The 26,526-nt window shown below is 33.3% G+C and carries 27 protein-coding genes; 11 read left to right on the top strand and 16 right to left on the bottom strand.

Translation table 11 applies throughout. The features are described from left to right. Position 1 precedes the first annotated feature (1 nt). The gene (locus tag BHU68_RS09980; protein WP_069470891.1) at positions 2-1,177 is read left to right on the top strand and encodes a CAP domain-containing protein; all 1,176 of its coding nucleotides are present in this window, start codon (positions 2-4) and stop codon (positions 1,175-1,177) included. 805 nt (positions 1,178-1,982) lie between these two features. Here the strand turns inward: BHU68_RS09980 and BHU68_RS09975 are convergent. Then, positions 1,983-2,177 (bottom strand): hypothetical protein, encoded by a 195-nt coding sequence (locus BHU68_RS09975; protein WP_069470890.1) that lies wholly within the window; start codon positions 2,175-2,177, stop codon positions 1,983-1,985. Here BHU68_RS09975 and BHU68_RS17285 point away from each other — a divergent pair. Further along, on the top strand, positions 2,155-2,331 hold the full coding sequence (locus BHU68_RS17285) for a hypothetical protein (protein ID WP_171899631.1): 177 nt from the start codon (positions 2,155-2,157) through the stop codon (positions 2,329-2,331). The genes BHU68_RS09975 and BHU68_RS17285 overlap by 23 nt on opposite strands. Positions 2,332-2,471: 140 nt before the next feature. On the opposite strand, the gene BHU68_RS09970 is transcribed toward BHU68_RS17285, so the two are convergent. The 3 genes from BHU68_RS09970 to thiL are packed head-to-tail and all read right to left on the bottom strand — an operon-like array spanning position 2,472 to position 4,212. Beyond that, complete coding sequence (locus BHU68_RS09970) at positions 2,472-3,179, bottom strand: Fic family protein (RefSeq protein WP_069470889.1); 708 nt, start codon at positions 3,177-3,179, stop codon at positions 2,472-2,474. Next, on the bottom strand, positions 3,169-3,291 hold the full coding sequence (locus BHU68_RS18355) for a DUF4172 domain-containing protein (protein ID WP_445082172.1): 123 nt from the start codon (positions 3,289-3,291) through the stop codon (positions 3,169-3,171). Before BHU68_RS18355 ends, BHU68_RS09970 begins: the two co-directional genes overlap by 11 nt. 9 nt (positions 3,292-3,300) lie before the next feature. Further along, on the bottom strand, positions 3,301-4,212 hold the full coding sequence (gene thiL, locus BHU68_RS09965; RefSeq protein WP_069470888.1) for a thiamine-phosphate kinase: 912 nt from the start codon (positions 4,210-4,212) through the stop codon (positions 3,301-3,303). A 34-nt stretch (positions 4,213-4,246) separates the two neighbouring features. Here thiL and pdxH point away from each other — a divergent pair, with 34 nt between their 5' ends. Next, positions 4,247-4,825, top strand: a complete 579-nt coding sequence (gene pdxH / locus BHU68_RS09960; RefSeq protein WP_253180953.1) for a pyridoxamine 5'-phosphate oxidase — start codon at positions 4,247-4,249, stop codon at positions 4,823-4,825. Here the strand turns inward: pdxH and BHU68_RS09955 are convergent. The 7 genes from BHU68_RS09955 to BHU68_RS09925 are packed head-to-tail and all read right to left on the bottom strand — an operon-like array spanning position 4,822 to position 10,708. After that, positions 4,822-5,250 carry an HNH endonuclease gene (locus BHU68_RS09955; RefSeq protein WP_069470886.1) on the bottom strand — a complete coding sequence of 143 codons (429 nt, stop codon included), beginning with the start codon at positions 5,248-5,250 and terminating at the stop codon, positions 4,822-4,824. The genes pdxH and BHU68_RS09955 overlap by 4 nt on opposite strands. Further along, positions 5,250-5,678: a hypothetical protein gene (locus BHU68_RS09950; RefSeq protein WP_069470885.1), complete on the bottom strand. Its 429-nt coding sequence runs from the start codon at positions 5,676-5,678 to the stop codon at positions 5,250-5,252. Before BHU68_RS09950 ends, BHU68_RS09955 begins: the two co-directional genes overlap by 1 nt. 29 nt (positions 5,679-5,707) lie before the next feature. Continuing rightward, on the bottom strand, positions 5,708-6,295 hold the full coding sequence (ruvA, locus tag BHU68_RS09945; protein ID WP_069470884.1) for a Holliday junction branch migration protein RuvA: 588 nt from the start codon (positions 6,293-6,295) through the stop codon (positions 5,708-5,710). A gap of 2 nt (positions 6,296-6,297) precedes the next feature. Next, a complete protein-coding gene (ruvC, locus tag BHU68_RS09940) occupies positions 6,298-6,771 on the bottom strand; it encodes a crossover junction endodeoxyribonuclease RuvC (RefSeq protein ID WP_320409030.1) in 474 nt (157 codons plus the stop codon). After that, positions 6,768-7,514 (bottom strand): YebC/PmpR family DNA-binding transcriptional regulator, encoded by a 747-nt coding sequence (locus BHU68_RS09935; protein WP_069470883.1) that lies wholly within the window; start codon positions 7,512-7,514, stop codon positions 6,768-6,770. The genes ruvC and BHU68_RS09935 overlap by 4 nt, the downstream gene beginning before the upstream one ends. Continuing rightward, a complete protein-coding gene (plsY, locus tag BHU68_RS09930) occupies positions 7,515-8,105 on the bottom strand; it encodes a glycerol-3-phosphate 1-O-acyltransferase PlsY (protein ID WP_069470882.1) in 591 nt (196 codons plus the stop codon). Next, a complete protein-coding gene (locus tag BHU68_RS09925) occupies positions 8,105-10,708 on the bottom strand; it encodes a penicillin-binding protein 1A (RefSeq protein WP_069470881.1) in 2,604 nt (867 codons plus the stop codon). Before BHU68_RS09925 ends, plsY begins: the two co-directional genes overlap by 1 nt. 8 nt (positions 10,709-10,716) lie before the next feature. On the opposite strand from BHU68_RS09925, the gene pilM reads away from it, so the two are divergent. The 5 genes from pilM to BHU68_RS09900 are packed head-to-tail and all read left to right on the top strand — an operon-like array spanning position 10,717 to position 14,379. Next, a complete protein-coding gene (gene pilM / locus BHU68_RS09920; RefSeq protein ID WP_069470880.1) occupies positions 10,717-11,742 on the top strand; it encodes a type IV pilus assembly protein PilM in 1,026 nt (341 codons plus the stop codon). 5 nt (positions 11,743-11,747) lie between these two features. Beyond that, positions 11,748-12,290, top strand: a complete 543-nt coding sequence (locus BHU68_RS09915; protein WP_069470879.1) for a PilN domain-containing protein — start codon at positions 11,748-11,750, stop codon at positions 12,288-12,290. Further along, positions 12,287-12,838 carry a type 4a pilus biogenesis protein PilO gene (locus BHU68_RS09910; protein ID WP_069470878.1) on the top strand — a complete coding sequence of 184 codons (552 nt, stop codon included), beginning with the start codon at positions 12,287-12,289 and terminating at the stop codon, positions 12,836-12,838. The genes BHU68_RS09915 and BHU68_RS09910 overlap by 4 nt, the downstream gene beginning before the upstream one ends. Further along, positions 12,819-13,400 (top strand): pilus assembly protein PilP, encoded by a 582-nt coding sequence (locus BHU68_RS09905; RefSeq protein WP_069470877.1) that lies wholly within the window; start codon positions 12,819-12,821, stop codon positions 13,398-13,400. Before BHU68_RS09910 ends, BHU68_RS09905 begins: the two co-directional genes overlap by 20 nt. Further along, positions 13,369-14,379 carry a secretin and TonB N-terminal domain-containing protein gene (locus tag BHU68_RS09900; RefSeq protein ID WP_069470876.1) on the top strand — a complete coding sequence of 337 codons (1,011 nt, stop codon included), beginning with the start codon at positions 13,369-13,371 and terminating at the stop codon, positions 14,377-14,379. The genes BHU68_RS09905 and BHU68_RS09900 overlap by 32 nt, the downstream gene beginning before the upstream one ends. 76 nt (positions 14,380-14,455) lie before the next feature. Here the strand turns inward: BHU68_RS09900 and BHU68_RS09895 are convergent, their stop codons facing one another. Next, on the bottom strand, positions 14,456-15,946 hold the full coding sequence (locus tag BHU68_RS09895) for a cytochrome ubiquinol oxidase subunit I (RefSeq protein WP_069470875.1): 1,491 nt from the start codon (positions 15,944-15,946) through the stop codon (positions 14,456-14,458). A 221-nt stretch (positions 15,947-16,167) separates the two neighbouring features. On the opposite strand from BHU68_RS09895, the gene rlmB reads away from it, so the two are divergent. After that, a complete protein-coding gene (rlmB, locus tag BHU68_RS09890) occupies positions 16,168-16,923 on the top strand; it encodes a 23S rRNA (guanosine(2251)-2'-O)-methyltransferase RlmB (RefSeq protein ID WP_069470874.1) in 756 nt (251 codons plus the stop codon). Positions 16,924-16,959: 36 nt separating this feature from the next. Here rlmB and BHU68_RS09885 read toward each other — a convergent pair whose 3' ends face one another. Further along, positions 16,960-18,717 (bottom strand): DUF2511 domain-containing protein, encoded by a 1,758-nt coding sequence (locus BHU68_RS09885; protein WP_083234101.1) that lies wholly within the window; start codon positions 18,715-18,717, stop codon positions 16,960-16,962. Positions 18,718-18,738: 21 nt separating this feature from the next. After that, the gene (gene mutM / locus BHU68_RS09880) at positions 18,739-19,557 is read right to left on the bottom strand and encodes a bifunctional DNA-formamidopyrimidine glycosylase/DNA-(apurinic or apyrimidinic site) lyase (RefSeq protein ID WP_069470872.1); all 819 of its coding nucleotides are present in this window, start codon (positions 19,555-19,557) and stop codon (positions 18,739-18,741) included. Between the two features lie 57 nt (positions 19,558-19,614). Here mutM and BHU68_RS09875 point away from each other — a divergent pair, with 57 nt between their 5' ends. Then, entirely contained in the window at positions 19,615-20,952 is a 1,338-nt protein-coding gene (locus BHU68_RS09875) for a TRZ/ATZ family hydrolase (protein WP_069470871.1), read from the top strand. Then, the gene (locus BHU68_RS09870; RefSeq protein WP_069470870.1) at positions 20,949-21,641 is read left to right on the top strand and encodes an HI0074 family nucleotidyltransferase substrate-binding subunit; all 693 of its coding nucleotides are present in this window, start codon (positions 20,949-20,951) and stop codon (positions 21,639-21,641) included. The genes BHU68_RS09875 and BHU68_RS09870 overlap by 4 nt, the downstream gene beginning before the upstream one ends. Here the strand turns inward: BHU68_RS09870 and BHU68_RS09865 are convergent. Both BHU68_RS09865 and BHU68_RS09860 read right to left on the bottom strand, forming a co-directional pair. Next, positions 21,627-23,306, bottom strand: a complete 1,680-nt coding sequence (locus tag BHU68_RS09865; protein ID WP_069470869.1) for a hypothetical protein — start codon at positions 23,304-23,306, stop codon at positions 21,627-21,629. The two genes, BHU68_RS09870 and BHU68_RS09865, sit on opposite strands and share 15 nt — an antisense overlap. 14 nt (positions 23,307-23,320) lie before the next feature. Continuing rightward, positions 23,321-26,512, bottom strand: a complete 3,192-nt coding sequence (locus BHU68_RS09860; protein WP_069470868.1) for a hypothetical protein — start codon at positions 26,510-26,512, stop codon at positions 23,321-23,323. Between the last annotated feature and the right edge of the window lie 14 nt (positions 26,513-26,526).

The following is a 26,526-nucleotide window of genomic DNA, read 5'->3' as shown; positions in this document are numbered from 1 at the left end:
AATGTTTACTAAACTAAATATTGCATTAAATATAGTTATATTAATAACATTTTCAGCTGCTACAGCAGCGAGTCAATATGACGCTGAATTATTAAGGCTCACAAATCTGGAAAGACAAAAAGCAGGTGTAGCAGCATTAAGCTTATCAAATCAATTAAATCAAGCTGCACAAAACCATGCTGATGATATGGCTAGAAATAACTATTTTAGTCATACTGGGTTAAATGGCTCTAAACCATGGGATCGTGCTAAAGCGGCTGGTTATAATGATTCTTATGTCGGAGAAAATATTGCGGCAGGAAACACTTCACCAGCAGATGTTATTCAAGGATGGATGAATAGCCAAGGGCATCGTGAAAATATTTTGAATAGCAATTACACAGAAATTGGTTTTGGTTATTCACATTTAGATTCAAGTCAGTATCGGCATTATTGGGTACAAGTTTTTGGTAAATCAAATGGTAGAAATTCAACTAATACCACCCCAACGGATACTACTTCCAATAATACTACTCCTGCAATAACATTTGAAAATAAATCAAATGCCATTTTTGATGTTATTGAAAAAGATTATGCTCAATATTTCTTTCCAGCGACTGGAACACAAATTTATGGTTCTGGAAATGAAATTCAATATTCGCGCTTTTATAACAATGAATATCAAGCTGCTCTAATTACTACAGAAAATAATCTTTGGTATGGATTTTATGGTGAATGGCATCGTTTTGGAACCCTTGAAGAAGTTAATCAACAACTTTGTAATAACCAGTGTTGGGCAGTAGAAAATAAAACTACAAATTCTGCTGCTAATTTAACTTCAAAAGACGGTGTGTTGATTGATCATTCAACATCATTGATGTGGCAAGATAATGAACATCATCGAACTAATCCATGGACACAAGCAAAAGCGTATTGTGATAATTTGAATTTAAATTCTTATACTGATTGGAGGTTGCCAATTCAAGATGAATTGTCTGATATTATGATAAAAACTACAAACAATGCTACAGTTCAATTTAAAGCTATTGGACCTAACTCGTGTTTTATCGGTGGAACCGATAAGCCTACCAAAGCAGTCGCCATTAATAATAGGGATGAATATAATCTGAAAATTGGTAGCAAATTCAACACTAATGAGACTACAACACGTTCAGCGCGTTGTGTACGAAATAATTAATTCATAACTCATAGCTTTTTGGGCTTACTGCATATCTTTGCGTCAGTTCAAGCTTTATTTTTCTGAAACCACAGAAATAAAAAATAATCAAGGACAATTGATCAGGCATCTAATGGTAAGTAGGTACGACAAAGTATTTTAACACTTATTTCAATAAGTACCGAAGGATAAGTTTTAATACTTTTTGGAATTAAGCTCGTAGCTCGTAGGTTGGGCTGACGACAGGAAGCCCAACAGAATCATGGCAAAATGTTGGGCTTCCTGTCGTCAGCCCAACCTACAATTTCCTCTATGCCCTCAATAGAATATTGTTATCTGAATTCCATTTCAGCAGCGTGTAAAGTGGCAAGAGTATCATTCCATGTTTGTAATCCCGTTTTGTTGAGGATTAGACATAATTACCTCATTATAAATATATAAAATGTTAGTCTATTTATGATAGCACAGCAATAATAGGAGTTGTTTTATGTCAACGCTAACTATAGATGTTTCTCCTCAAATTTACAAAAATCTTGAAAAAAGGGTAGTTGAGGGCTGATTTAAGGATATTGAAGCTGCGGTTGAAGAAGCTTTACGCCGCTATATTGATTCTCATCCTATGGATTTAACAGAACAATTTATTCCGCTGCGCTCCATTACTTAGCTTCGCTGACTTCGTATCGTTTATTGAAGAGGATATTGAATGGGGTTTACATGGAAATGACTGAATTAGCTCAAATTGTCATTACTTAATGATTTTTCAAGTGTTTTTATTACAACAACTGTTTTAAAAGAAGTAAAAAAAACATCGTTTTATTGATTTAAGTCAGAATCCTTTTAAGCTTATATCTGCACCAGTAGTTGATTCACAATTATCTACCTTAGCTAAAGCTTTTTGTTTACATGAAGGTGAAGTATCAGCTTTATCATTTGCTCGTACTAAAAATAATGTTCTTTTTCTTACAGATGACGCTTCTGCACGTTTAGCAGCAGCACAAATGAAATTACGAGTGCATGGCACTCTTGGAATTTTATTACGTTCAGTGCGTTGTGGTTTAAGATCTGCTGATGAAATTAAATCTTGTTTGAAATCTATACTTTATTCTTCAACTCTTCATATACGAAGAGAACTTATTAATCGTGCTATTAAAGAGTTGGAAAAATATTACAATTAGTAATTATGCAGTATAAGTTTCATCATTTTCATTTACCAAAAACTAGAATTAACACAATCTAATGGCAGTGAGGAGTAGGTTGGGATGATTACATAAATTCCTTGCTTATATGCAATCCATGTAGTTTATTTAAGAATTAATTAAAACACCAACTCATAATAAACCCCACGCCCACTTCCAAACTTTTTCATAACAGCCTTTTCTACCAAATCCGCTAAATCACTACTAGCAGTAATGCGTGTGGTTTTGGCAATTCCTGTATATTTACGAACCCTCATACCGCCTTCAAAATGATCAGGCAAAGCTGAAAGCATCTTCTTTATAATCTTTTTTTGCCGCTCATTAAGCTTTGTGTCTTGATGTTTATCCCAAAATTTGGCTTTTTTCTGAATAGATTCAAGTTTAACTAATGTTTCATCTATACAAGCATCAAACAGAGATACAAACCACTTTATCCAAAGACTTATATCTAAATCTATTTGCTTACAGATGCTATCAAGCACACTATAATATTCTTTTCGTCCATTGCCATCATCAAAAGGGTGAATAAGAACAAACCAAAGATGCGCTATAGATGCTTTATAAAATATATTTTTTTCATTTTCACTATTTAACCAAATTAAAAACTCAGCCATTAGCTCTTCAATTTGTTTTGAAGCAGGGGCTATATAATGAATTTTTTCTCTTCCCCAAGCTCCAGAAACTATTTTCATATCCTCTTTACCACTACGATACTCTCCCATAGGAAACAATGCTTTATGCCAACGACAAAGTCGTTCTTTAGTCAATGGCTGTTTTGCATTCTGTTTCGCATCTATTGTGATTTCAACAATTGCATCACTCTGCACTGTAGTCTTCTAATCCAAGTTTTAAAATTTTATTGATAGATGAATGAACTGAAGAACGTTGTAATATTTCACCTTCAATAACTGAAGTTGCTATGGCTTCACTAGAAAGTATATCTATAAGTTAAAAATGTTGATAGCCAGATATTTTACCACTAAAAGCTTTACCACAGCGTAAACCCAATTGTTCTTCAATTGTACCAATACGAGTTGCCGCTATAGATAGTTTTTTATGATCTGGCATGGTAAAACATAACTCATAATCATCTCCTGCTGTTAAAGCTAATTCCAATGCAGTTGCTCGATTTATCGACTGCAAAGCCTTTGATAAAGGTAAAGTTTCTACATTTAATGACGCTCCAACTTTGCTTGCAGTTAAAATATGATTTAAGTCTGCAACTAAACCATCAGAAACATCAATACAAGCATTAGCAATACCTATTAAATTTTGGCTTTCTTTGAGACGAGCAGTTGGTTTATTTAACCGCGATTCTGCATAATTTTGCATTTCAGGAGCTAATTTAATACGTTTTTCTACAGCGGCTAAACCTAAACCAGCATCACCTAAAGTGCCAGTTACATAAATACCATCTCCAACTTTAGCGGCACTGCGCAACAAAGCAAGCTCAACAAAACCAGTAACTTGTATAGTTATAGTTAAAGAACCACGAGTAGTATCCCCACCGATTAAACTAATATCAGCCGCTGTAGCTAAATCTAATAAACCTTGACTAAATCGCGCTAACCAAGACTCATCTACTTTTGGACAAGTTAAAGCCAAAGTCATCCAAGCAGGAGTAGCACCCATTGCAGCAAGATCACTTAAATTTACCGCCAAAGCTTTATAAGCAATATCTTCAGGTTTAGTATCTATAGGAAAATGCACCCCCTCGACTAATGTATCCATAGCCATAACTAATTGCATTCCAGCAGGTGCAGTACATAAAGCAGCATCATCCCCTATACCTAAAATCACATCTTTTCGTGTTGGAAACTTTTGCTTAAAAAAACGATTAATTAAATCAAATTCAGACATATGTTAAAATTTAAATTTTAACATAACTATGGCAATGAATAATAACCCTTTTGAACAATTTGAATTATGGTTTAAAGAAGCACAACAAGCTGAGATAATCGAAGCCAATGCAATGAGTATCGCAACAGCATCCTCTGAAGGAGAAATAACAATACGAACAGTATTCTTAAAATATTTTGATACAAATGGATTTGTATTTTTTACTAACTATGAAAGCAAAAAAGCACAACAGATTGCAGAAAATCCAAATGTTGCCCTATTATTTCCGTGGTTAAAACTAGAACGTCAAGTAAAAATTATGGGCACAGCGGAAAAAATTTCCGCCGCTGAATCCTTTAAATATTTTGCTAGTCGCCCCAGAGGCAGTCAAATTGGAGCTTGGTGTTCCAAACAAAGTAGCGTCATATCATCCAGAAGCGTCTTATTAAACAAATTTGAAGAAATAAAACAAAAATATAAAGACGGTCAAATACCCTTACCCAGCTTTTGGGGAGGATTTAGAGTAGTTCCCAAGAAAATTGAATTTTGGCAAGGTAAAACTAATAGATTGCATGATAGGTTTTTATATACACATGCGAATAATTCATGGGAGATTGAACATTTATCTCCCTAATCATCCAGAGGCCACCATCCTGCGCTCACCCATAACTTTCTTGTGATAACAATTTCAGCATTATTCATATTAAGAGCTACTACAGTAGCTCGTCCACAAGCTGTTTTACCTAAAATTTGGCTACCATCAATATTCCACTGAAAATGTTCGTTCCAATTTTGAGTACGAGGATTAAAAAGTTTTACTAATTTTTCGCTCTCTGGATCATGTGCTTTTATTTTGCTACCTTTAAATTGATTACAACTCGGACAAGCTAACCATAAATTATTTTCAGTAGTTGTGCCACCTAATGCTTCAGGAATAATATGTTCTATTGTCATTGACATTCCCATCAATTCTTCAGTTCGTAAACAATAACCACAACGATGACGTGATAACTCTGTTATATGTCGCCTAAGCGCAACTGGTACATAAGTTTTACTCATTATGCTTTTGTAGTTAATTTACGTAATTCAGCCAAAGTTGGTAAACGTTGTCCACGAAATCGCAATAAAACAGCCGCTCGTGCTTTTTGCAACATAATTTTATTAACCGTCTTTTGCAAATTTGCTAATTGTTTTTCTTCTGTTTGATTAAGTTCTTGTAATTGATTTTTATGTAGTAATTCTTCTAATTCTTGTTGTTGCTTTTTTGGAACGGTTTTTAATAATAATTGCCTAAGCGAATCATTATCCAATATCTCTAACTGAGTTAATTCTTGAGTTATTTCGCGAGATAAACCCTCAAGTGGCGGCAGTGAAGACTGAAGTGCTTTTAATAATACAGACTCTATAGGTTGAGCCATAGCTTCAGCCATACGTTTTATTGGATCATAAAAATTATCTGGTAGATTTAGTGTAATGATTTGGCTCATAATTTTTATCTCAATGTTAGTTGATAAACTCACAAAGCAGACTGTAAAGCTCTACGAATTAAAACTTCACTAGTCAAACCATCTTCTGCAACTGCTTGCACCCAACGACGTGCATCAGCAGGCTTATAACCCAATGCTATTAAAGCACTAATTGCATCTTCAACTGGTGTTGCAATATCTTTTGTTACAGGGATAGTAGTAGATGTTGTTTTAACACTCAACAAACGATCACGCATTTCTACTACTAATCGTTCAGCCATTTTTTTACCAACACCGGGAATCTTAATCAGACGCTTAGTATCATTTTGATTAATACATTGCGCAAACGTTGGTAATTCCATCGACGATATAACGCTCAAAGCTAATTTTGGACCAATGCCGCTGACACGAATTAAATCACGAAATAATGAACGTTCAGATTCCGTTAAAAATCCATATAATACATGCGCATCTTCGCGTACACTTAAATGTGTTAATAAACTTACTTCGCTATTTAGCGAAGGTAAATTATAAAAAGTTGACATAGGTGCTAATACTTCATAACCAACACCTTGTACATCAATGACCAAAGAAGGAGCTTGTTTTTCTATTAATAAACCACGTAAACTACTAATCATGTTTAATAAGAGGAATGATGTGAATGACAAAGGGCAATCGCTAAAGCATCAGCAGCATCAGCTTGTGGTGTGCCGGGAAGATTTAATAATAACTTAACCATTTGTTGTATTTGAACTTTATCAGCATGACCAGTTCCAACTATAGTTTGTTTAATTTTGGTAGGAGCATATTCATGTACAGATAAGCTATGTTGCATAGCTGCAACTATAGCAACAGCTCGCGCTTGAGCTAATTTAAGAGCTGAAGCCGCATTACGATACACAAATACCTGTTCAATTGACAATATAGTTGGTTGATATTGTTCAATAATTTCATTTACACTCTCAAAAATTTCATTGAGACGCACAGGCATTGCTTTTGCCTTGAGACGTATGCAACCACTAGTTATATATGTAGCTTTACGCGACTGAATTTCAATGATCCCAAATCCAGTAATTCTCGAACCGGGATCAATACCTAAAATACGTATTGTCACCCTAATTTAGACAATATATCATCACTAATATCAGCATTAGAAGACACTTTTTGTACATCATCTAAATCTTCTAACATATCTAACAAACGTAACATTTTTTCAGCAGTCTTTAAATCAAGAGTGCTAGTAGTTGAAGCCTGCATTGTTACTTCAGCATGATCCGGTATCAACTTAGCTTTTTTCATAGCATCTGATACAGCATAAAAATTATCAGCAGCGGTTAATACATCAATTGAATCATCATCATGATGTACAACATCTTCAGCACCAGCCTCTAAAGCCGCTTCCATAATTTGATCTTCATCACTACCAGCAGGATAATTCAATAATCCGACTTTTGTAAAAAGATAAGAGACTGAACCATCAGTACCTAAATTACCACCAGATTTACTAAAAGCATGACGCACCTCAGATACTGTACGATTACGATTATCAGTCATACAATCAACCATAACCGCAACACCACCGGGGCCATAACCCTCATAACGAACTTCTTCGTAATTTTCACCATCAAGGGCACCAGAACCACGCTTTACAGCGCGTTCTATAGTATCCTTAGTCATATTACCAGCTAAAGCCTTATCAATAGCGGCACGTAAACGCGGATTTGAATCCACATCGCCTCCACCTAGACGAGCTGCTACAGTAATTTCACGAATTAATTTAGTAAATAATTTACCGCGTTTAGCATCCTGCGCACCTTTACGGTGTTGGATGTTTGCCCATTTACTATGTCCTGCCATTTATTTCTTGCCTATTTTATCTTCTTTACCATTTAATAATTTATCAATATTGCTACGATGTCGCCAAAGGAGTAGAGCAGTTATTATACAACTCATCACAACATAAGCCAATTGATCTGTAAACAAATACATATAAACTGGACTAAAAATAGCAGCTGAAATCGCGGCTAATGATGAATAACGTAAGACTAATGCTACCATTAACCAAGTTACTAATGCCGCTACACCTACTTGCCATGTCAATATCAATAAAATTCCAAGAGCAGTAGCTACTCCTTTACCACCTTTAAAATTAAAGAAAATAGGATATACATGTCCTAAAAAAGCTGCTAAACCTACAGCAGCCAATATATTGACATTATCAGTAAACAAAATCGCAATCCACACAGCAACTACAGCCTTATTAATATCTATTAATAAAGTTAATAAAGCCGCTGTTTTACCACTATGACGCAATACATTAGTCGCACCCGGATTACCTGATCCTTGAGTACGTGGATCAGTTAAATTCATCAATTTAGTGACAACAATTGCACCTGAAATGGAGCCTAACAAATAAGCTCCAACAATTAACAAACTATTAATTAACATTATCTATTATTACGTTTCCGTTTACGTTTACGTTTACTACGACGTTTCTTTTTAGTTTTAGTTTTAGTTTTAGCTTTAACCTTTTCTTTCTTAGTTGTTTTCCGCTTTTTATTATAATCACTACGAGGAGAATTAGGTACAAACAAAGCACGAGTTCCAGTAGTTGCAGTTTCGGTAATTTCTTTAACCGATGACTCAGAATTTACACTCTCTGTTATATTACTATAATCATATTCGCGTATTTTTTCTACTTCTGTAGGCACTGGTCTGGAATACGAACTTACAACTTTACTATTTAAAGCAGTTTTAAGAAATCTAGCTAATACTGGTGCCGCTGTTTTACCACCTGCTGCTTTACCACCAATAGAACGAGGTCTATCATAACCTAACCAAACACTAGCTGCTAGTTTAGAAGTATAAGCAGCAAACCATACATCACGTTGATTACTAGTAGTACCTGTTTTTCCTGCTAAACCATGCCCGAGATATCTTGCTCGCTTACCAGTTCCACGATTGACTACACTTCTCATCATAGATGTCATGTTTCTAACATTACGTTTACTAATCACTCGTGGTGCATAACGCGGTACTAATGAACAAGATTGATTAGGAACCACAATATCACTAGCATTTACTTCCTTTAGAGTAGCTAAAACATCTTTGGGACATTTACGGCAAATTTTAAATGGATGAGCAGTATAAACAACTCTACCAGAATAATCTTCAATTCGATCAATTAGATAAGGTTTAACCCTATATCCACCATTAGCAAAAACCGTAAAACCAGAAGTTAATTCTAATACCGTCACCTCAGAAGATCCTAAAGCAATAGTATAATTACGAGGTACTCTATTAAATCCAAATTTCTTTAAATGTTCCAGCGTATAATCAAGCCCAACCTGTTTTAATAAACGTACAGCAGCAACATTATAAGAATAAGTTAATGCTCTTCTGAGACTTGCCCAACCATAATATCTATGACTATAATTCTTTGGTATCCAATATGTTCCACCAACTTTAAACACAATTCTACCGTCATAAATACGACTACTAGCACTATAACCTTTCTTGATAGCTGCTGAATAGGTAAAAGGTTTAAAAGTTGAACCGGGTTGTCGTCTAGCATAAGAACCCCGATTAAACTTACTATGATGAAAATTATATCCACCAACTAAAGCTAATACAGCTCCATCCTTTGGTTCGACTGCGACTATAGATGCTTGAAATTCTGGATGTTGAAATACACTCCAACCAGCACGTTTCAATCTTTTTATTTTTGTCTTTTTTGAAAAAGATTGCTCATAAATACTATCAGGATCTTCCTTTTTACCTTTTCTTTTTCTCAGATGTGGTTTTGCCCAAATAATATCTCCCTTTCTAAGATATTTTCTACGTTTATAACGCCCCCGTCGTACAGTATAGCTACGCGCCCAACGGACATTAGATCCATAAATTTTAACAACGCCTACCATACGATTATAAACGGTCAGCCTTTTACGCCCAATGCTTAATACTATACTAGGCATAGTACCACCAACTTCAAGCGGATACCTTTTTAAAGCACCATGCGCCCATTTATATTTATCATCTTTCTTTTTGATATTTCTAGGTATTGAAACATGAGCCAGTGGACCACGATAACCACGCGCTCTGTCAAAGCCACCGACTTTTCTACGTACTATGCTTTGAGCGCGTCTTTGTAATCTACTATCAATAGTTGTATAAACCTTATAACCCTTATAAGCATCCTTACCAAATTTACTGATCATATAAGCACGAACCATATCAGCAATATAAAATCCATCAAATTCAGAAGCCGGTTGATGCTGCTTAGCCTTAATAGATTCTTTCATAGCTTTATCATATTGTTTTTTAGTAATATAATTAAGCTTTAACATACGTGCTAAAACATAGCCCCTACGTTCAAGAGCGCGTTTAGGATTTCTGAGAGGATTATTTGCAGAAGGAGCTTTTGGTAAACCTGCCATCATAGCCCATTGCGCTAAACTTAAATCTCTAAGATCTTTACCATAATATACTTGAGCAGCGGCACCAAAACCATAAGAACGATATCCAAGGTAAATTTTATTTAAATATAACGCTAAAATTTCCTTTTTAGATAATTCTTTTTCAATTTTTAAAGATAAATAAATTTCTTGAAATTTGCGAGTAAAAGTTCGTTTTCTAGTTAATAAAAAATTACGAGTTACTTGCATAGTGATAGTACTACCACCTTGACGTTTTTGCCCAGTAATCAATAAATTAAAAACTGCCCTAAATAAACTTTTAGCTTCCACGCCTTTATGTTCAAAAAAGGTCTCATCTTCTGATGCTAACACCGCTTTTACTAACAAAGGAGGAATTTGTTCAAGAGCTAAAGGAATACGACGACGCTTACCATATCCAGTTATAAAACGTTTATCTCGTGTATAAACCAGAAATGGAGCTTGTAAATTAACATCTTTAAGATGTTCAGTAGAAGGTAATTGAGGTATTAAATACCAATTAACTGTTGCGATAATAGATACAACTATTAGAAACAGCAATAAACCCATCATTAGGGTAGTATATAGTACTTTGCGAAAATAATTTTTAACACTCATAAGAGCAGATGAATTTATTCAATTTTAGATTTAATTCTGTAATTGGTATCGAAATTAGTTCGACTGCCATTAAGTTAGTTGAACTTAGCCAAGTTGGAACAAACTTTCATATTGAAAGTTATGCCATTGAAATACTGCCAGAAAACTTTAATAAGGATATCCTTATTGATACCATTCGGCGTGTTGTTAAACGAGCTAAACCACGTACTAAATATACTGCTATTGCAGTAGGTGGAACCACTGTGTTTACAAAATATATCAGACTGGAACGCGGTTTGTCTAATGAAGATATAAAAACTCAAGTTGAAACTGAATGTATTCAAAATAATAAATCTCTTGAGGATATTTATTTGGATTTTCAAATTCTGAAGTCTAATAATCATATTGATGTATTAATAGCAACTTGTCAAAAAAACACTTTAGATGATAAGATCAAACTTATAAAACAAGCTGGATTAATCCCTAAAATTGTCGATATAGATAAACTTGCTTTAGCTAATGCCTTACAATTAGTAATTGAAAATAATCCTGAAATTAATAATAATGAAATTATTGGTTTAATTGACATAGGTGCAACTACTATGACAATGAATGTCTTTTATGGAAATAAAATTCTCTATACAGATAAAAAGTTGTTTGGATGTCAACAATTAACCAAACAAATTCAAACTTATTATAGTTACAATTATTTGCAAGCTGAACTAGCACAACGCTATCAGAATATTCCTGATCAACTGCTTGAATCATTTAAAACCAATATGACTCAAGAAATTAGTCGAAGCGTACAAACTTATTACTCTTCACATAAATCTGACAAACTATCACATCTCCTAATTACAGGTGGAGGTTCATCTATACCTAATATCATAAAACCAATATACACTAAAGTGGGCGGGCATGTCTCAATTGTCAATCCAATGGCATCAATGTCAATCGCATCACGAATTAATAAAACAGCTTTAATGAAAGATGCACCAACTTTGATGATTGCTTGTGGCCTTGCTTTGCGTAATTTTGATCAAAATTTAAGCTGAATTTTATGCCATTATATCGTATTAATCTATTGCGTGAGCAACAAATATATAAACCTAATCTTGCTATTATTTTTGCAATCTCATTAGTTGTTGTTAGCATACTGGTATTGTTTATGCAACACTATATATTAGTAGATAAAATTAATTATCAACTAGAGCGAAATAAGTATTTACAACAAGAGATTGATAAATCTAAAGATATTAAGATTGAAAAAAACCAATTAGAAGCTAAAAAAGCACTATTAATTAAACACATAGACTTAGTTCAAACAATTGAAGCCAACAGAACTCAAGTAATACATTTATTTGAAGAAGTTATCAACTTAGTGCCTGATGGCGTGTATTTTAATAGTCTGACTCAAAATGCTAATAAAATTTTTTTGGAAGGGGTTGCAGACTCAGAAAAAAATTTTTTTATTTTAATAAAAAATTTTAAACAATCTAAATTTTTAACAAATCCTAAGATTTACTCTATTGAAATGAAGCAGGATAAACTAAAATCCACTGTTAGTCACTTTAAATTAGAATTAACACAAGCTTCGCAATGACAAAATTTATCATCTTATTTATTATAATAATCGTCTCTGTTTATTACTTTGACACACAATATCAACTTGATCAATTAAAACAATTGCAATTACAAGAACAAAAATTAAAACAAAGCTTAGCAGAACAGCAAGTATTTGAATTAATTCAATTAAAAAAACAGTTGACATTGTTAGAATCTAGGCTCAGAAATCGTTTAAATCATTTATTGACTAAGGATTATGTAGCATCGATTCAGAAAATTTCTAAAATTATACAAGCGAGTAATGTCAAACGACAATTATTTCAGCCGTTATATAGTAAAGAAATTTCAGAACATTCACTGTATATGAAATTACCAATTAGACTACGTGTGATTGGTAATTATCATCAATTTGCTAAATTGGTTAGTCGTATTGCAATTATGGATCATATTGTTACACAACATAATGTTGATATTAGAACCAATAAAGATGATAAATATCCTTTAATATTAGAAATGACATTATACATATATCGCTCTGTTGATTTAGACAAAAAAGTGAACAGAAATGATCAAGCAAACTTATAAATTATTTTCTTTATTGGGAATAATAATTTTATTATCAGCATGTAACAAACATGATTTATCAGATTTAGAAACCTATATTGCTAACATAAGAGCTATTAACCATAGTTCAATTAAACCAATTAGTGCTTATGAACCAATTCAGCATTATTTTTATAATGCTACAAAAAATCGTGATCCATTTATACCACTTAAAAGTTTAATGGCAAAATCTAAACCTAAATCTAAACCTAAGTCTAAGCAGCCTAAACCAAAAGTAATAAAACCTGAAATAATAAAACCTGTAGTAAAGAAGAAGCGAAAAAAATGTCGAAGAAATTCTCATATAGATTATACAGGCATAAAACACCTAAAAATGGTTGGTACATTACAAATGGGTAAACATAAATGGGGATTAGTAAAATCAAATGGTATAGTGTTACGTGTAAAACGATATGATTATATTGGTAAAGCAAAAGTTCTTAGAATTAGGAAAAACCATATTATATTTCTAAGAATTGTTCCCGATGGTAAAGGATGTTGGAAAAAAGTCTATGAAAAAATTTTTATTAATTCTAATTATTAGTCATAGTGTCTTAGCCGATGATTATGAAAATCAATTAGTCACATTTAATTTTCAAAAAATTGATGTACGTGCAGTATTAAATATATTGTTTGAATTACCGGGCGTGAATGTAAATATGGTAGCTGCTGAAGGTGTGCATGGTACTGTTAGTTTACGCTTGAATAATGTAACTTGGAAGCAGGCGTTGAAAATTATTCTTGATACTAAGGGTTTGACAATGCAGCGCGAGGGTAATATTGTCAAAATTAATGCTATCAAAAAACAGCGTATAGAAGTTATTAAGCTTCATCATACTAAGGCACAAGAGATTATTAAAATTTTGCTTGCGAAAAATGTCAATGTAGATAATCGCAGTAATAGCTTAATCATTGAAGATACAAAAACCAGAATTGAAGAATTACGTAAGGTCATAAAATTAGTTGATATTCCAGCGCGTCAAGTATTAATAGAATCTAAAATAGTATTGACTACACCTGAGTTTAGTCAAGAATTAGGGCATAAATTTAGTGATAACAGCAATGATAATCAATATGTGTTAGATGATAATTTTATTGTGACATTACCTAATCATAGAAAGAAAACTAGTATTATTGGAGTAGTAATTGATAACCACAAAAATGAATTATTAGAATTAGAACTATTATCAATGAAATCGCGCGGAAAAATTATTTCAATACCTAAAATTATTACTAAGAATCGACAACAAGCTCATTTAGCTCAACAATTGAAAACCAATGAAATAAGATTAAGAGTAACTCCAGAAATTACACCAGATAATCGTATTAGCTTAGCACTATCATTGAATTTTAATAGATATGAACTAAAAACTAATATAGTAATGAATAATGGCGATACTATTGTTTTAGGAAGCATTTATCATAAACAAGGCAAATTTTCTAAATTGCCGCTTATAGGTAAATTTTTTAAAAAGCGGCACCAAGAATTGCTGATTTTTGTTAGAGTGAAGGTTTTAAAATGACTGATGAAGAATTATACGATGATGATTAGTAACCCGACGACGCTAGCGCGTCGTAAATCTTTATTCTCACTCAATACTAGCTGGCTTTTATAAAACCATTATTAATATACTTAATATTTAAAAACACATACAAAATAAATAGTGCTGTATAAGCCGTGACAAAAAACATTAATGTAACAAGAACTGTATGTGGATCAAGATGACCACCACTGTTAAGAGTTGGCAACATTCCTACTACTGTCCAAGGTTGTCGTCCAGTTTCAGTAAGCAACCAACCTGCATAAGTACCTATCCAAGGTAATGGCAAACTACATAAAGCAAATAATAAAAAACCGCGATTATAACTTGCATTTTTTAAATAAATTACTAGCCCTAATAAACATAATAAAAACAGTATTAAACCACAACCGAACATTATTCTAAAGCTCCAAAATAATAATGGTACATTGGGTACTAAGTCATGTGCTGCTTGTGTAATATGTTCCTCGGTTGCATTTTCAATTTGTTTGATATGAGCTTGCAACAGCATTGCATAACCTAAATAATTTTTATGTGTTTCAAAAACTTGTTGCATTTGTGGGTCATCGGGCTGTTGCATGGCACGATAAGCCAGTAAACCATCGCGAATTCGTTGTTTTCCTTCTTCAACTAACTCTTGAATACCGGGTATAGTCTTATTCCAACTATGAGTAATCATCAGACCTAACAGATAAGGAATTTGGACTGTATAATGGTTAGTCTGTGTTTCAGTGTCAGGAACAGAAAATAATATCAAAGGAGCAGGTGAAGGTGCTTGATTCCAAATAGCTTCAATAGCAGCAAATTTCATCGGCTGATAATGGGAAACATCGTCTCCATGTTTATGTCCTGATATCATGGTAGCAATTATCATCACAAATCCTAATATAATTCCAAGGTTAAGAGAAGTTCGTGCTGCTTGTATAGACTCTTTTTTGAGTAAAAACCATGCGCTAATAGCTATTACAAATACACTACCTAATAGATACGCTGAGAACAAGCTATGGGCGACTTTATTTATTAAAATTGGATTAAGAAATACTTCTAAAAGTGAGACTAATTTTACATTTTCAGACATAAATTCCACACCAACTGGATTCATCATCCAAGCATTTAAGGTCAAAATTGTGATGCCTTGTACAGAGAGGATAAGCGCAAGTAAACAACTTATTAACCAATGAAAATAAGGATTGAAGCGTCTCCATCCGATAGCAAATAGAAAAACTAATCCGAATAAAAAAGGTGCAATATAAGCTTCTATTGCAAACAATTCACGGCTAACCGATTCAATATAAGCACTATAGTTTGCCCAATTATCGGCAAGTTGCAGACGCAAAGGTATGCCAGTAAGTATGCCAAATACCCAATTCATCACAAAGAATTTGCTCCAAAAGATAGCAATACTTTGCCACAATCTGTTTTTTGTTACTATGTAGAATGTTTCTAAGATGGCAATTAATAGCATCAAACCTATTGAAAGTGGTACAAATATAAAGTGATACATAGCCGTTAAACCAAATTGAATTCTAGAAAGTTCAATTACATCCATATATAAATATCCAAGGGTCTCTAATGATAATTAACTTAATAAGTACAAGAACATTTGGTATAAATCCCAAAGTTCAAAGCCTAAATTAATGCAATTAATATACCTAAAAAGACTATATAAGGTATTACTAATCATTATTTTATTCCACTAAATAGTGTTAGTGGTATAATAAAGAAAGTCAAAATTAAACTTATAAATATTTTTATTAAAACATAAAACAAATGAATCAAAAAATTTTCGGTTTACATGCAGTTAAACAAATTTTTAATACTGACATTAGTAGTATCCTAGAAATTTGGGTGCAACAAAATTCAAAAAACTTACAAGATTTAATTAAAGATGCTCAACAACATGGTATTCCAATTCAAACAGTAGCTAAAAAAAGCTTAGATAAATTATCAGAAAATGGGCACCATCAAGGCATCATTATTAATTACAGAGTTCCACCAACACCAAGTTTAGAACAAATTCTGAAGTCTTTAAAGGTGTCACCTTTTTTATTAATACTTGATGAAATACAAGATCCTCATAATTTAGGAGCCTGTTTACGAACTGCTGATGCCGCTGGGGTTCATGCAGTCATAATACCAAAAAATAAAGCCTGTAAATTAACACCAACAGTACGTAAAATCGCCAGCGGTGCCGCTGAAAATATACCCTTAATAGAAGTCACAAACCTAGTTAGAACCTTGAATTGGTTACAAAAACAAGGAATATGGATCATTGGTACTGATGATTATAGTAAAACTAGTATCTTTGAAAGCAAATTAACCGGTCCATTAGCAATAGTAATGGGTGCAGAAGGGGAAGGTTTACGCCGCTTAACAAAAGAAAATTGTGATAGCTTAGTATCAATTCCGATGCTAGGCAAGATTGAAAGCTTAAATGTATCAGTCGCTACTGGAATTTGTTTGTATGAAGTGGTACGACAAACCAAGGGCAAGGTTTCAAAGTTTAAAGACCTGACAGGTTTTTAAAACCTGTCAGGTCTAAAATCTTAGATTTACTTAATCCTAATTAGGATTACATAAAGCTAAACCTGTATGAACTACAGGTAAAATATCAGCTTTCGCTGGAAAACCTGCCTCATTAAATCTATTAGGATCAGTTTTCCAAATTCGATTAATGCTTTGATAACCACGCGCACTGGCTAAAGCATTAACAGCATAAATAATACCATTGACCTTAAAAGTAACCAGAGCAGGCGGTAAACATTCTAATTCACCTTTAGGCACAGTAAAAGGCCATTGATCTCCAAACATCTCTTTGGTTATTAACTTAGGTGGCTGTTTTCTCATAGCAACTAAACGTCGTTTATAATCATCTAATTTACTTTGATATTTACGACTATTAGGAAATAAATTAACTAAATGACTATATTCTCTAATATTCGCCTCTAAATATTCAGCTGGAATATTACGTAAACGAGCTAATATTTTCTTTTCTTCAGCTTTTTTCTGTTTATATTTAGCTTTTTTAATCAGTTTTATTACTGCTTTATCATCTGCCAATACAGATTGACTTCCAAACTGAATTGCTTCTATATACTTACGACGTTTCGTTAAATACTTAATATTTTTGGTAATTGCGAGTTTTATACGTCTCTGCATTCTTGGATGTTTAACATATTCAGATTGCAGAATAAAATCAATAGCGTCCTGATATTTACGCTTTTTAATATAATTATCAACTGTTTTCAATGCTTTACGAAAACGCCGACGTTCTGCTTTGCTATCTTCTGATTTTTTGGCTTTATTAACTATTTTTCTGATTCTACAATCTATTTCAGTATAAGCAGATGCCTTATCAACTATCTTTTTATACTGACCTTTTTGATACAAATAACCTAATTTCTCTACATCTTTATCCAATTTTTGTTTTGCTCTCGCAACATAGCTTTGCAATTCAGGTACTTCTAAATACAAAGGTTTAGCTAATTGATAAGCTTCCTGATATTGACCAACTCGCATTAACTGTGGAACTTCTTCAAGTGCGGTTTCAATTTGCTGAGTTTTTTGTATTTGTCGTGATTTATCAACTAAATTTCTTATTTTAGGTTCAAATGTTACATAAGGAGTTCCTAAAAAAATAGCTTGCTGATAAAAACCATTATTATATAGTGTTTCAATTTCCACTAACTGTTGTTCGCGTTGTGCTAGATAGGCTTGTTCTACCTGTCTTTGCTTATCTATAGTAATATATTGCTTCAACTTTTTCAAATCTTCTTTTTTATCTTCATCTAACCAAGCTGTTTCAATCAAAAAACCAACTAAAAACCGTGTCTGATTTGATTCATAATTTAATGAAATGATTGAACCAACTAAACCTAATAAAATGATTACGACTTTATTACTTACACTGATTGTTTTCCCAAAAAAATCATTCACATATGGAGAAATGAAGATTGCAATCATAATAAAAATCAAACCGATTTTTAAAAAGCTAACAGATAACATTAAACCAATAACAGCAAAGCCAATAGTAAAAATCCAATTTACAACTCTAGGTATGCTATTAATAATAGCAATAAAGACTGTTTTACTATTTCTTAAAAATAACCATATAAATCTTGGTGTAGCTATTAGAATTCTAATAATTAATTGCACCACAAAAATGATCAGAATCAACATTAAAATAATGCTTCTGTATATCATTTGCGGTATCTGTTCTATTACATTAAGAGTCTTGTGTAGATATAAATTTAACCACCTAATAATAGTAATGAATAGGTAACGAAATTCCTTTAGTTTATCTTTATTTAAAATACTCATTAGTATTAAATCTCAATTATTTTATAGCTGTTGACAATGATAACAATAATATGTAGCGCGTTGCCCAATTTTTTCCATTAACAGCTTTTCTCCACATTTTACACATGGCTCACCAGCACGAGCATAGACAAGCAACGATTGTTGAAAATAACCCGGATTACCACTAGTATTGATAAAATCGCGTAAAGTAGTGCCACCTTTTTCAATGGCAGCTTGTAAAACTTGTTTAATCATCTTAACAAGGCGTTGATAACGTTTTAAATTAATTTCACTTGCAATACAAGCAGGATGAATGCCGGCTAAAAATAAAGCTTCATTAGCATAAATATTACCAACACCCACAACTACATGCGCATTCATAATATAATTTTTCACCGCCATACGTCTTTTTTGAGCATTACTATACAAATACTCACCAGTAAATTCCACTTCTAATGGCTCTAAGCCTAATTTTACCAATAATGGATGATTAAAAATAGCATCAGAAGTCCATAAGACACAACCAAAACGGCGTGGATCATGATAACGTAAACACAATCCATTTGATAATACAATATCGACATGATCATGTTTTTTGACGGCAGTGTTAGAATCTAACAGACGTAAATGACCTGACATACCTAAATGAATTATGATATATCCGCTTGTACATTTTAATAATAAGTATTTACCACGACGATTAACAGCTTCTATTTGTTGATCCGGTAAAATACTAGACAAATCATCTGGAATTGGCCAACGTAAGCGTTTTTCACGTATTATAACCTTAGTAATAACTTGTTCTTTAATTTGCTTAACAATTCCACGTCGCGTTGTTTCAACTTCAGGTAATTCAGGCATTTTAGTTATGATATAATTATCCAAGATAACTATTATAATCAACTATCGGACGAATTAATGCAAGCTATTGATATTCTCATTTATGCCGGCTGGATTATTCCTGTCGAACCAGAAAACGAAGTGTATGAACAACACGCACTAGCAATACATGAAGGTAAAATCGTTGCCATATTACCAAGTAATGAAGCTGTGAGGTATTTCTCAGCACGTATTACTTACCGTTTAACCAGTCATTTATTAATACCCGGATTAATAAACTGTCATACTCATGCCGCTATGAATTTATTACGCGGCTTTGCAGATGATATGTCATTAAATGAATGGTTAAATGATCGAATATGGCCAGCGGAACATGTTCATGTCGGTCGAGAATTTGTCGCTGATGGTACTAAATTAGCAATGGCTGAAATGCTACGTGGTGGAGTTACTTGTTTTAATGACATGTACCATTTTCCCGATGTAGTCGGTGAAATCGTAGATAAAGTCGGTATGCGAGCTGCATTAGGCTTAATTGTCATTGAATTTCCTACTGCTTGGGCTAAAAATGCTGATGAGTATTTAAGCAAAGCCAGAGAAGTTTATGACACCTATCATGATCATCCATTGATAAAAACTATTTTAGCTCCTCATGCGCCTTATTCTGTATCAGATAAGTCATTTCAAGCAATTAAAGCGATGGCAGATGAATTGGATTTACCTATTCATATTCATCTACATGAAACTCTTGGGGAAATTGATGACGCTATAGAAAAACAAGGCGAACGACCTTTAACTCGCCTAAATAATTTAGAATTATTATCTAATAAATTCATGGGTGTACATTTAACACAATTAAAAAATGAAGAAATAAACCTATTAGCTCAAAAAAATGTTAGCGTCATTCATTGCCCAGAATCTAATCTAAAGTTAGCTAGTGGAATATGCCCAGTTCCAAAATTATTAAATGCAGGTGTTAATGTTGCTTTAGGTACCGATAGTGCAGCTAGTAATAATGATTTAGATATGTTTGGTGAAATGCGAACAGCGGCATTACTTGGCAAAATATTTACTAGAGAGGCTCATTCGATTCCAGCGGCTACTGCTCTGAGTATGGCAACAATTAATGGTGCCAAAGCATTAGGTATAGATGATGTTACAGGATCCTTAGTACCGGGAAAATCGGCTGATGTTGTAGCAATTGACATGCTGAATATTGAGACTCAACCAATTTATAATCCCTTATCACAATTAGTTTATTCAGTTGGGCGCGATAAAGTAACAGATGTGTGGGTAGCGGGAAAACATTTACTTAAATCACGTACTTTAACCTCATTAGATATACACGACATTAAAGCCAAAACTTACTTATGGCGAGATAAAATTCAAGCCACCTTAGATTCACGTCGTGAAAAATGAGTACCAATAAAACCGTTTTGATCAAACAGATTGTTCAAATAATTTTAAATTATTCAAATCCAAATAGAATATATCTATATGGTTCTAGAGCTAATGGTGAAGCAGATATTAATAGTGATATTGATATTGCTTATGATGATGACAAATTTAAAGAAAATTATTTAATACAATCTGAAGTAGAAGAGTTAGAAACACTATTAAAAATAGATATAAAAAATATAGCATTTACTGAAGATAGATTTACAAATAGAGTCAAATCAACAGGAAAAGTTTTATATAGTGCTACTAAAAAATTACGCGCTGAAGATGGGTTATATAATTTTCAAAATGCACTGAATAAATTTGTAAATATTGTTGATAGACAAGCTGAATTTGAGGCAGAAGGATATGCTGATGTTTATTTAGATATTGTTGTTAAACGATTTGAATTTACTTATGAAATGGCTTGGAAAGCTTTAAAAAGGTATTTAACTTTTGTAGGCATTGAAGCAAGAAGCCCAAGGATGGTTTTTAAAGAGGCATATATTCAAAATTTCATTGAAGATGAAGAGATTTGGTTGGATATGATTGAACAAAGAAATCTAAGTTCGCATATTTATGACGAATTTGAAATCAGAGAAATTTTAGATAAAGTCTCTGATTATAAATTCGCATTTTTAAAATTAAAAGATAACTTACTGAATTTCTAAACTATATGGAACTGGATTAAAAATTAATTTATCAAGACCAGTTGCAGCAACTGGTCTATACCCAATGAAATAATCAAGCTTGACTTTATCAGCTATAGGTATATTAAACTGTTCCAATAATTGGGTGATAACTCCTTGAAATACATTTATTGACACACTTTGCCCTGATTTTGCTGATGATTTATAAACAGGAAATGGATCACTTAAAGCTACCATTTGATTATTAGCGATAAATAATAACAATGGCGGAGTATCAGCTTGTGTCAACATAACCGCAGCATATATATTATATATTTCTTGAGGATCATTAGGTATATTTATGATAAACTTGAGATCTACCAGCGCGTTTTTATCTACCATAATTTTTGCTTCTACCCTAGATATATTATCTATTGTGGTTTCATTACGAACCTCGCCCGGTCCAGTCAAGGGAGCCGTTACAATAGCAACTGCTATTCCTTGAGATTGTGATTGCTGATCTGTTACTGTTATATGGTAACTTCCCGGTTGATCAGGAGCAATATATTTTACCTGTGGACCCTCTAAAGTAGTAAGACTACCAGCTTCAGCCGTCCAAGTGTATTGCGATAGACCAGTTACAGCAAAATTTGTTTGTTCACCGGGTTTTAGATACACAATAGCAGGAGTTATAGGTAAACCACCATTAATCACATTAACTTCAACATTGCAAGAAGTTCCTTGAGCATCACGCACTTCCACTTTATTTTTACCAACTTGATTAAAGGTCATTTGATGAGTTCGTCCTTGATAACCATCTTGCCATGTATAAGGAGCAAGACCATAAGCAATTGCTAAATCAATTGGTTCTCCAACTGCGATCATATTGTTTGTCGGACCACACGCTAGCTTACCCGGAATAATAACTTGTATCTGTGTCATACTGTTAAATCCATTCTGATCCATAACAGCAACTGTATATAAGCCTGTATTATTCGGTGCTGCATAAATTACATTATTTCCTTCAACAGCGGATAATTGACCTGCATCAGCCGACCAATTATAAGGAGCATTTCCGCCACTTACTTTTAACGGAATCGATTGATTAGGAAATAAAACTGCTTTTCCGGGAGTTAGAACCGGTACTGAAATTACATTTATTTCAGCACTACCCTCTTTATTTTTATGGTCATACACAGTAATCTGATATTTACCAATTTTAGCTGGTGGATAATAAAGCACAGTTGCAGCCTTAACTTCAACTCTTCCCTCACTAGCTATAAATTTAAATGGTTTAATACCACCAATTACTTTAAATTCAAGTGATTTGTTATTCCCTATTATAGTAGTAACTGCTTTAGGAGTTATTTTTGGAGGAGCGCAATCGTCATCATCAACTTTACTATTAGTGATGATGACCCTTATGCTCTTTTCATTATCAGAAGAATCATATACGTTAATAAATTCACTACTTCTGGATGTTTCTATATCTGGTGGAATAAAAGTAAATTCACTATCAACTATTTTAGTGACTTCTCCACCAGTAGCTGTTACTGCATAAGGTGGTGTACCACCCTGTACTTCAAACTCAACTATTTGACAATCTTTTATTAATGCTGATGTAGGTGATACTATTAATGGAATAGAAAATGCTGCTTTAGCTAAAAAGAGTAAATTCATTAAAACAAATAATTTTATAAGATTCATTTGGGGTTCTCCTATTATTGAATTTCAACAGTAAAGCTGCTGAACTCGCCCGAAAAAACACTTTCAAAGCTTGTAGCTGCTAAACTATTATGTGGTACCACACGACTATACAAAGTATATTTACCCGCTGGTAATTGAGGTATATTATCCAAAGACAAAACATTTTCATATTTTGTTTCTTTAATCAATCCCGCATTGATTAAATAAGGACTTGCTTCCGTTACAAATGCTGCTTCTGGATTTTGAGTAAAAAATAATATTCCTAAATCATCTGGCAACTTAACTGCAACATAAACATCAACCTTACCCATACCTAACAGACTAAGATTAATTTTCAGATTATCACCAACGCCAAAACTTTTAGCATTGCAGCTAAGAATAGATTTAGGAGTTTTTACAACTTTTATGTGTGCTGATATATACTTATCTTGTGAATCATATATTTTAATATAGTCATCTATCTCTTCACCTTCAAAGGAAAATGGGGCACGATAGCTAATTTCATTACCATTTGTCTCAGTATTAAGTAAATCTCCTAGTTCAGCAGTAAATACATAAGGTTTACTACCACCTATAACTCTAATTGTTGCACTTTCACCCGGTCTTAGAGTTTTTGTTGTAGGTGTTATCTTTAAACTAGAAGTCACAAAAATTTCGCCTGTAGCAACATTATCAGCAGCATCAATTATCTTTAATCTATATGTACCAGTTTCGGCGGGTGCAGTGTAACGATAGATAACTTTGTTAGTTTGACCATTAATTTTTTCTATATTGCCAGCATTAACAGTTGCATCATAAGGTGCAACGCCATTAATTCCAGTAATTTCAACTTGCTCTCCCGGTGCTAATGTTACCATTTTTGGTGTAATTCTAAGCCTATTGCTAATCTTAACTTGTGTAGAATCTGTGTTAGATTTACTATCGCTAACTGATATGATCTCATCCGGCATCATTACACCCGGTGGTGTATAAGTAATATCTACTCCTGTTTCTGAAGCCTTAGCAAATGATGGATTAAAATCACCATATTTAGCATGAAAAACGTAATTTCCATAACCGCCGCTAACATGAAAAACTTTGGAAGCATAAGATTTATTTTTAATATAGATAATATCTGGTGATATAGATAATGACTTTGCAATGTCAATTGTAGCTATTGTCTTCTCACCAGTTGATTTGGATTCCACATGTAATAAGTCAATACCAGCAATTTTCTCTGGTGGACGATAGATTATTGATTTGCCCTTACGATCAATAATTGTTCCCATTTCAGCCCATATCTTAAAATCATCTTCATCACTGATGATCCGAAATGTTTTATTTTTACTATCACCCAAATCTAAGCTTACAATAGAAGGCGTTATACCTAATGTAGTTGGCTCAACTTGAAATTCAACAAGCGCAGTATTACTACGAGTATCTGTTACAGTCATAGAAAATGTTTTATCAATATTAATAGGAGCTGTGAAAATTATATCACCATTATTAGTTTCAGTAATTAAATTAGGAATTTGCAAGTCATTATTATAAGAATAACTACCACTTCCTCCTGTGATTTTAAAACGTTTACTTTGTCCCGGATAAACTGTTATCAATTTGCTTCTTGTTTGACCATCAACAGTTCTCACCTTAATAGGTTCATCTATTTCTATAATAGCTGTAGCTTTAGCACCAGTATTATCTGTTACATGTAACTTTAAATCAAAATCGCTATCTTCAACAGAGAAATTAGTATTCTTACACTCATTACAAGACAAACTACCGCCACTACTAATAAATGTATATGGTGCTTTTCCTCCTACCGCTTCAAAACTAACAGTACTTCCTAATGTTAGCCGTGTTTTGCTCGGCGATATTTGAAGTCGTCCGGGAATTTTAACATTTACTAAAGCTTCTTGCAGTTCCCCTGTAGCATCTTTAACTATTAAACGATAACTACCATTCTCAACAGGCGGATCAATCTTAATTTCGCGTCCAATTAATTCAACATTACCTTTTTCAACATTAGCCAAAAAAGGAGCGCAACCTTGTTGAATTGATATTGTTTTAGAGTTATTTTCTTCAGTTATTTCTATTTCTTTAGAAGAAAGTAACATACCTTCACCCATATTCAAGATGGCTTCGGCTTCATTTCCGGCACTATCTTTCACTAAAATTGTAGAATCACCTTTTGAAGCTGGTGCTGTTATCCAAGCTGAATTAGCGTCAATATTATCAATTGTAGCTGAGCCATTTAAAATGCTAAATTCATAAGGCAGTTTACCTCCACTAGCCTGCATTTTAATTTTTTCTCCAGTTCTCAAACAAGCTTCAGTTGGATAAAGCTTCAAAGCTTCAATGACATGAACCTTAATAATCGCCTTATTGCCTTTATTGTCTCTGACAATAACATCAAAGTCACCGGGATAACTTGGCGCAGTGTAATTTACTTCATCTCCGCTATGAGCATCTAAACTACCATCTTCAGCATCCCAAGTATAAATACCAGAACCACCTTTAACATTAAATTTTTTCGACTCTTCTGTTAGCAAAGTAGTCTGAGTAGGAGTAGTAGCCATGCCTTCACAAGCTACTACCTTAACATGCAAAGTTTCACTAGCACTTCCATCTGGCAAACTAACAATAACTTCAGCTTCACCACATTGATGAGCAATAATAGTCAGCTTTGTGTTTCCACTACTATCAGTAGATAAAGCACTAGGCGTAGTGATAATATCAGGATTTTGATTTTGAATTGTGACATTGGTAACTTGTGCTGGTATAACTGAAATTGTCGCGCTTGAATTAGGATTTTGATCAAAATCAATGCGTAGCTCATCAGGAAGCTTGATTATAGTGCTTGTGCTTGCTGCAATATTTTCTACCACAATTACATTTGATTCAGCACCATCAGCCATAACTGTTAAAAGAGTGGTATTTTGAGTATTACCCGGTTTAATAATCAGTTTCGCTTTGCCTTTACTGTCAGTAGTTAATGTTTCAGAAGAAACTTCTACTACACTAGTATCAACATCTACAATAACTTCTACTCCAGCTTCTGCTGGGCTAACTTTTATAAATAAAGTCTTTTTGTCTGAAGCTTTGCTAAATACTACCCTAGAATCTGGCGTTATTGAAACAGCATTTACTGCCGCTGCGATTTGGGCATAAGAAAGTAACCATATTAAAAATATTAATATGGTCGATATGGTTGTTGGTTTAGTCATAAACTACTCCTGCA

Origin of the sequence: Candidatus Marithrix sp. Canyon 246, assembly GCF_001723685.1 — a bacterium.
Classification (GTDB): Bacteria; Pseudomonadota; Gammaproteobacteria; order Beggiatoales; family Beggiatoaceae; genus Marithrix.
This window is presented reverse-complemented; position numbering and strand designations above follow the sequence as displayed.

Excerpts from the sequence above, each read along its gene's own strand:
- BHU68_RS09980 (WP_069470891.1), top strand. The coding sequence starts at position 2 with ATGTTTACTAAACTAAATATTGCATTAAATATAGTTATATTAATAACA.
- BHU68_RS17285 (WP_171899631.1), top strand. The coding sequence starts at position 2,155 with ATGAAATTACGAGTGCATGGCACTCTTGGAATTTTATTACGTTCAGTG.
- thiL (WP_069470888.1), bottom strand. The coding sequence starts at position 4,212 with ATGTCTGAATTTGATTTAATTAATCGTTTTTTTAAGCAAAAGTTTCCA.
- pdxH (WP_253180953.1), top strand. The coding sequence starts at position 4,247 with ATGAATAATAACCCTTTTGAACAATTTGAATTATGGTTTAAAGAAGCA.
- BHU68_RS09955 (WP_069470886.1), bottom strand. The coding sequence starts at position 5,250 with ATGAGTAAAACTTATGTACCAGTTGCGCTTAGGCGACATATAACAGAG.
- BHU68_RS09950 (WP_069470885.1), bottom strand. The coding sequence starts at position 5,678 with ATGAGCCAAATCATTACACTAAATCTACCAGATAATTTTTATGATCCA.
- ruvA (WP_069470884.1), bottom strand. The coding sequence starts at position 6,295 with ATGATTAGTAGTTTACGTGGTTTATTAATAGAAAAACAAGCTCCTTCT.
- BHU68_RS09935 (WP_069470883.1), bottom strand. The coding sequence starts at position 7,514 with ATGGCAGGACATAGTAAATGGGCAAACATCCAACACCGTAAAGGTGCG.
- plsY (WP_069470882.1), bottom strand. The coding sequence starts at position 8,105 with ATGTTAATTAATAGTTTGTTAATTGTTGGAGCTTATTTGTTAGGCTCC.
- BHU68_RS09925 (WP_069470881.1), bottom strand. The coding sequence starts at position 10,708 with ATGAGTGTTAAAAATTATTTTCGCAAAGTACTATATACTACCCTAATG.
- pilM (WP_069470880.1), top strand. The coding sequence starts at position 10,717 with ATGAATTTATTCAATTTTAGATTTAATTCTGTAATTGGTATCGAAATT.
- BHU68_RS09915 (WP_069470879.1), top strand. The coding sequence starts at position 11,748 with ATGCCATTATATCGTATTAATCTATTGCGTGAGCAACAAATATATAAA.
- BHU68_RS09910 (WP_069470878.1), top strand. The coding sequence starts at position 12,287 with ATGACAAAATTTATCATCTTATTTATTATAATAATCGTCTCTGTTTAT.
- BHU68_RS09905 (WP_069470877.1), top strand. The coding sequence starts at position 12,819 with ATGATCAAGCAAACTTATAAATTATTTTCTTTATTGGGAATAATAATT.
- BHU68_RS09900 (WP_069470876.1), top strand. The coding sequence starts at position 13,369 with ATGAAAAAATTTTTATTAATTCTAATTATTAGTCATAGTGTCTTAGCC.
- BHU68_RS09895 (WP_069470875.1), bottom strand. The coding sequence starts at position 15,946 with ATGGATGTAATTGAACTTTCTAGAATTCAATTTGGTTTAACGGCTATG.
- rlmB (WP_069470874.1), top strand. The coding sequence starts at position 16,168 with ATGAATCAAAAAATTTTCGGTTTACATGCAGTTAAACAAATTTTTAAT.
- BHU68_RS09885 (WP_083234101.1), bottom strand. The coding sequence starts at position 18,717 with ATGAGTATTTTAAATAAAGATAAACTAAAGGAATTTCGTTACCTATTC.
- mutM (WP_069470872.1), bottom strand. The coding sequence starts at position 19,557 with ATGCCTGAATTACCTGAAGTTGAAACAACGCGACGTGGAATTGTTAAG.
- BHU68_RS09875 (WP_069470871.1), top strand. The coding sequence starts at position 19,615 with ATGCAAGCTATTGATATTCTCATTTATGCCGGCTGGATTATTCCTGTC.
- BHU68_RS09870 (WP_069470870.1), top strand. The coding sequence starts at position 20,949 with ATGAGTACCAATAAAACCGTTTTGATCAAACAGATTGTTCAAATAATT.
- BHU68_RS09865 (WP_069470869.1), bottom strand. The coding sequence starts at position 23,306 with ATGAATCTTATAAAATTATTTGTTTTAATGAATTTACTCTTTTTAGCT.
- BHU68_RS09860 (WP_069470868.1), bottom strand. The coding sequence starts at position 26,512 with ATGACTAAACCAACAACCATATCGACCATATTAATATTTTTAATATGG.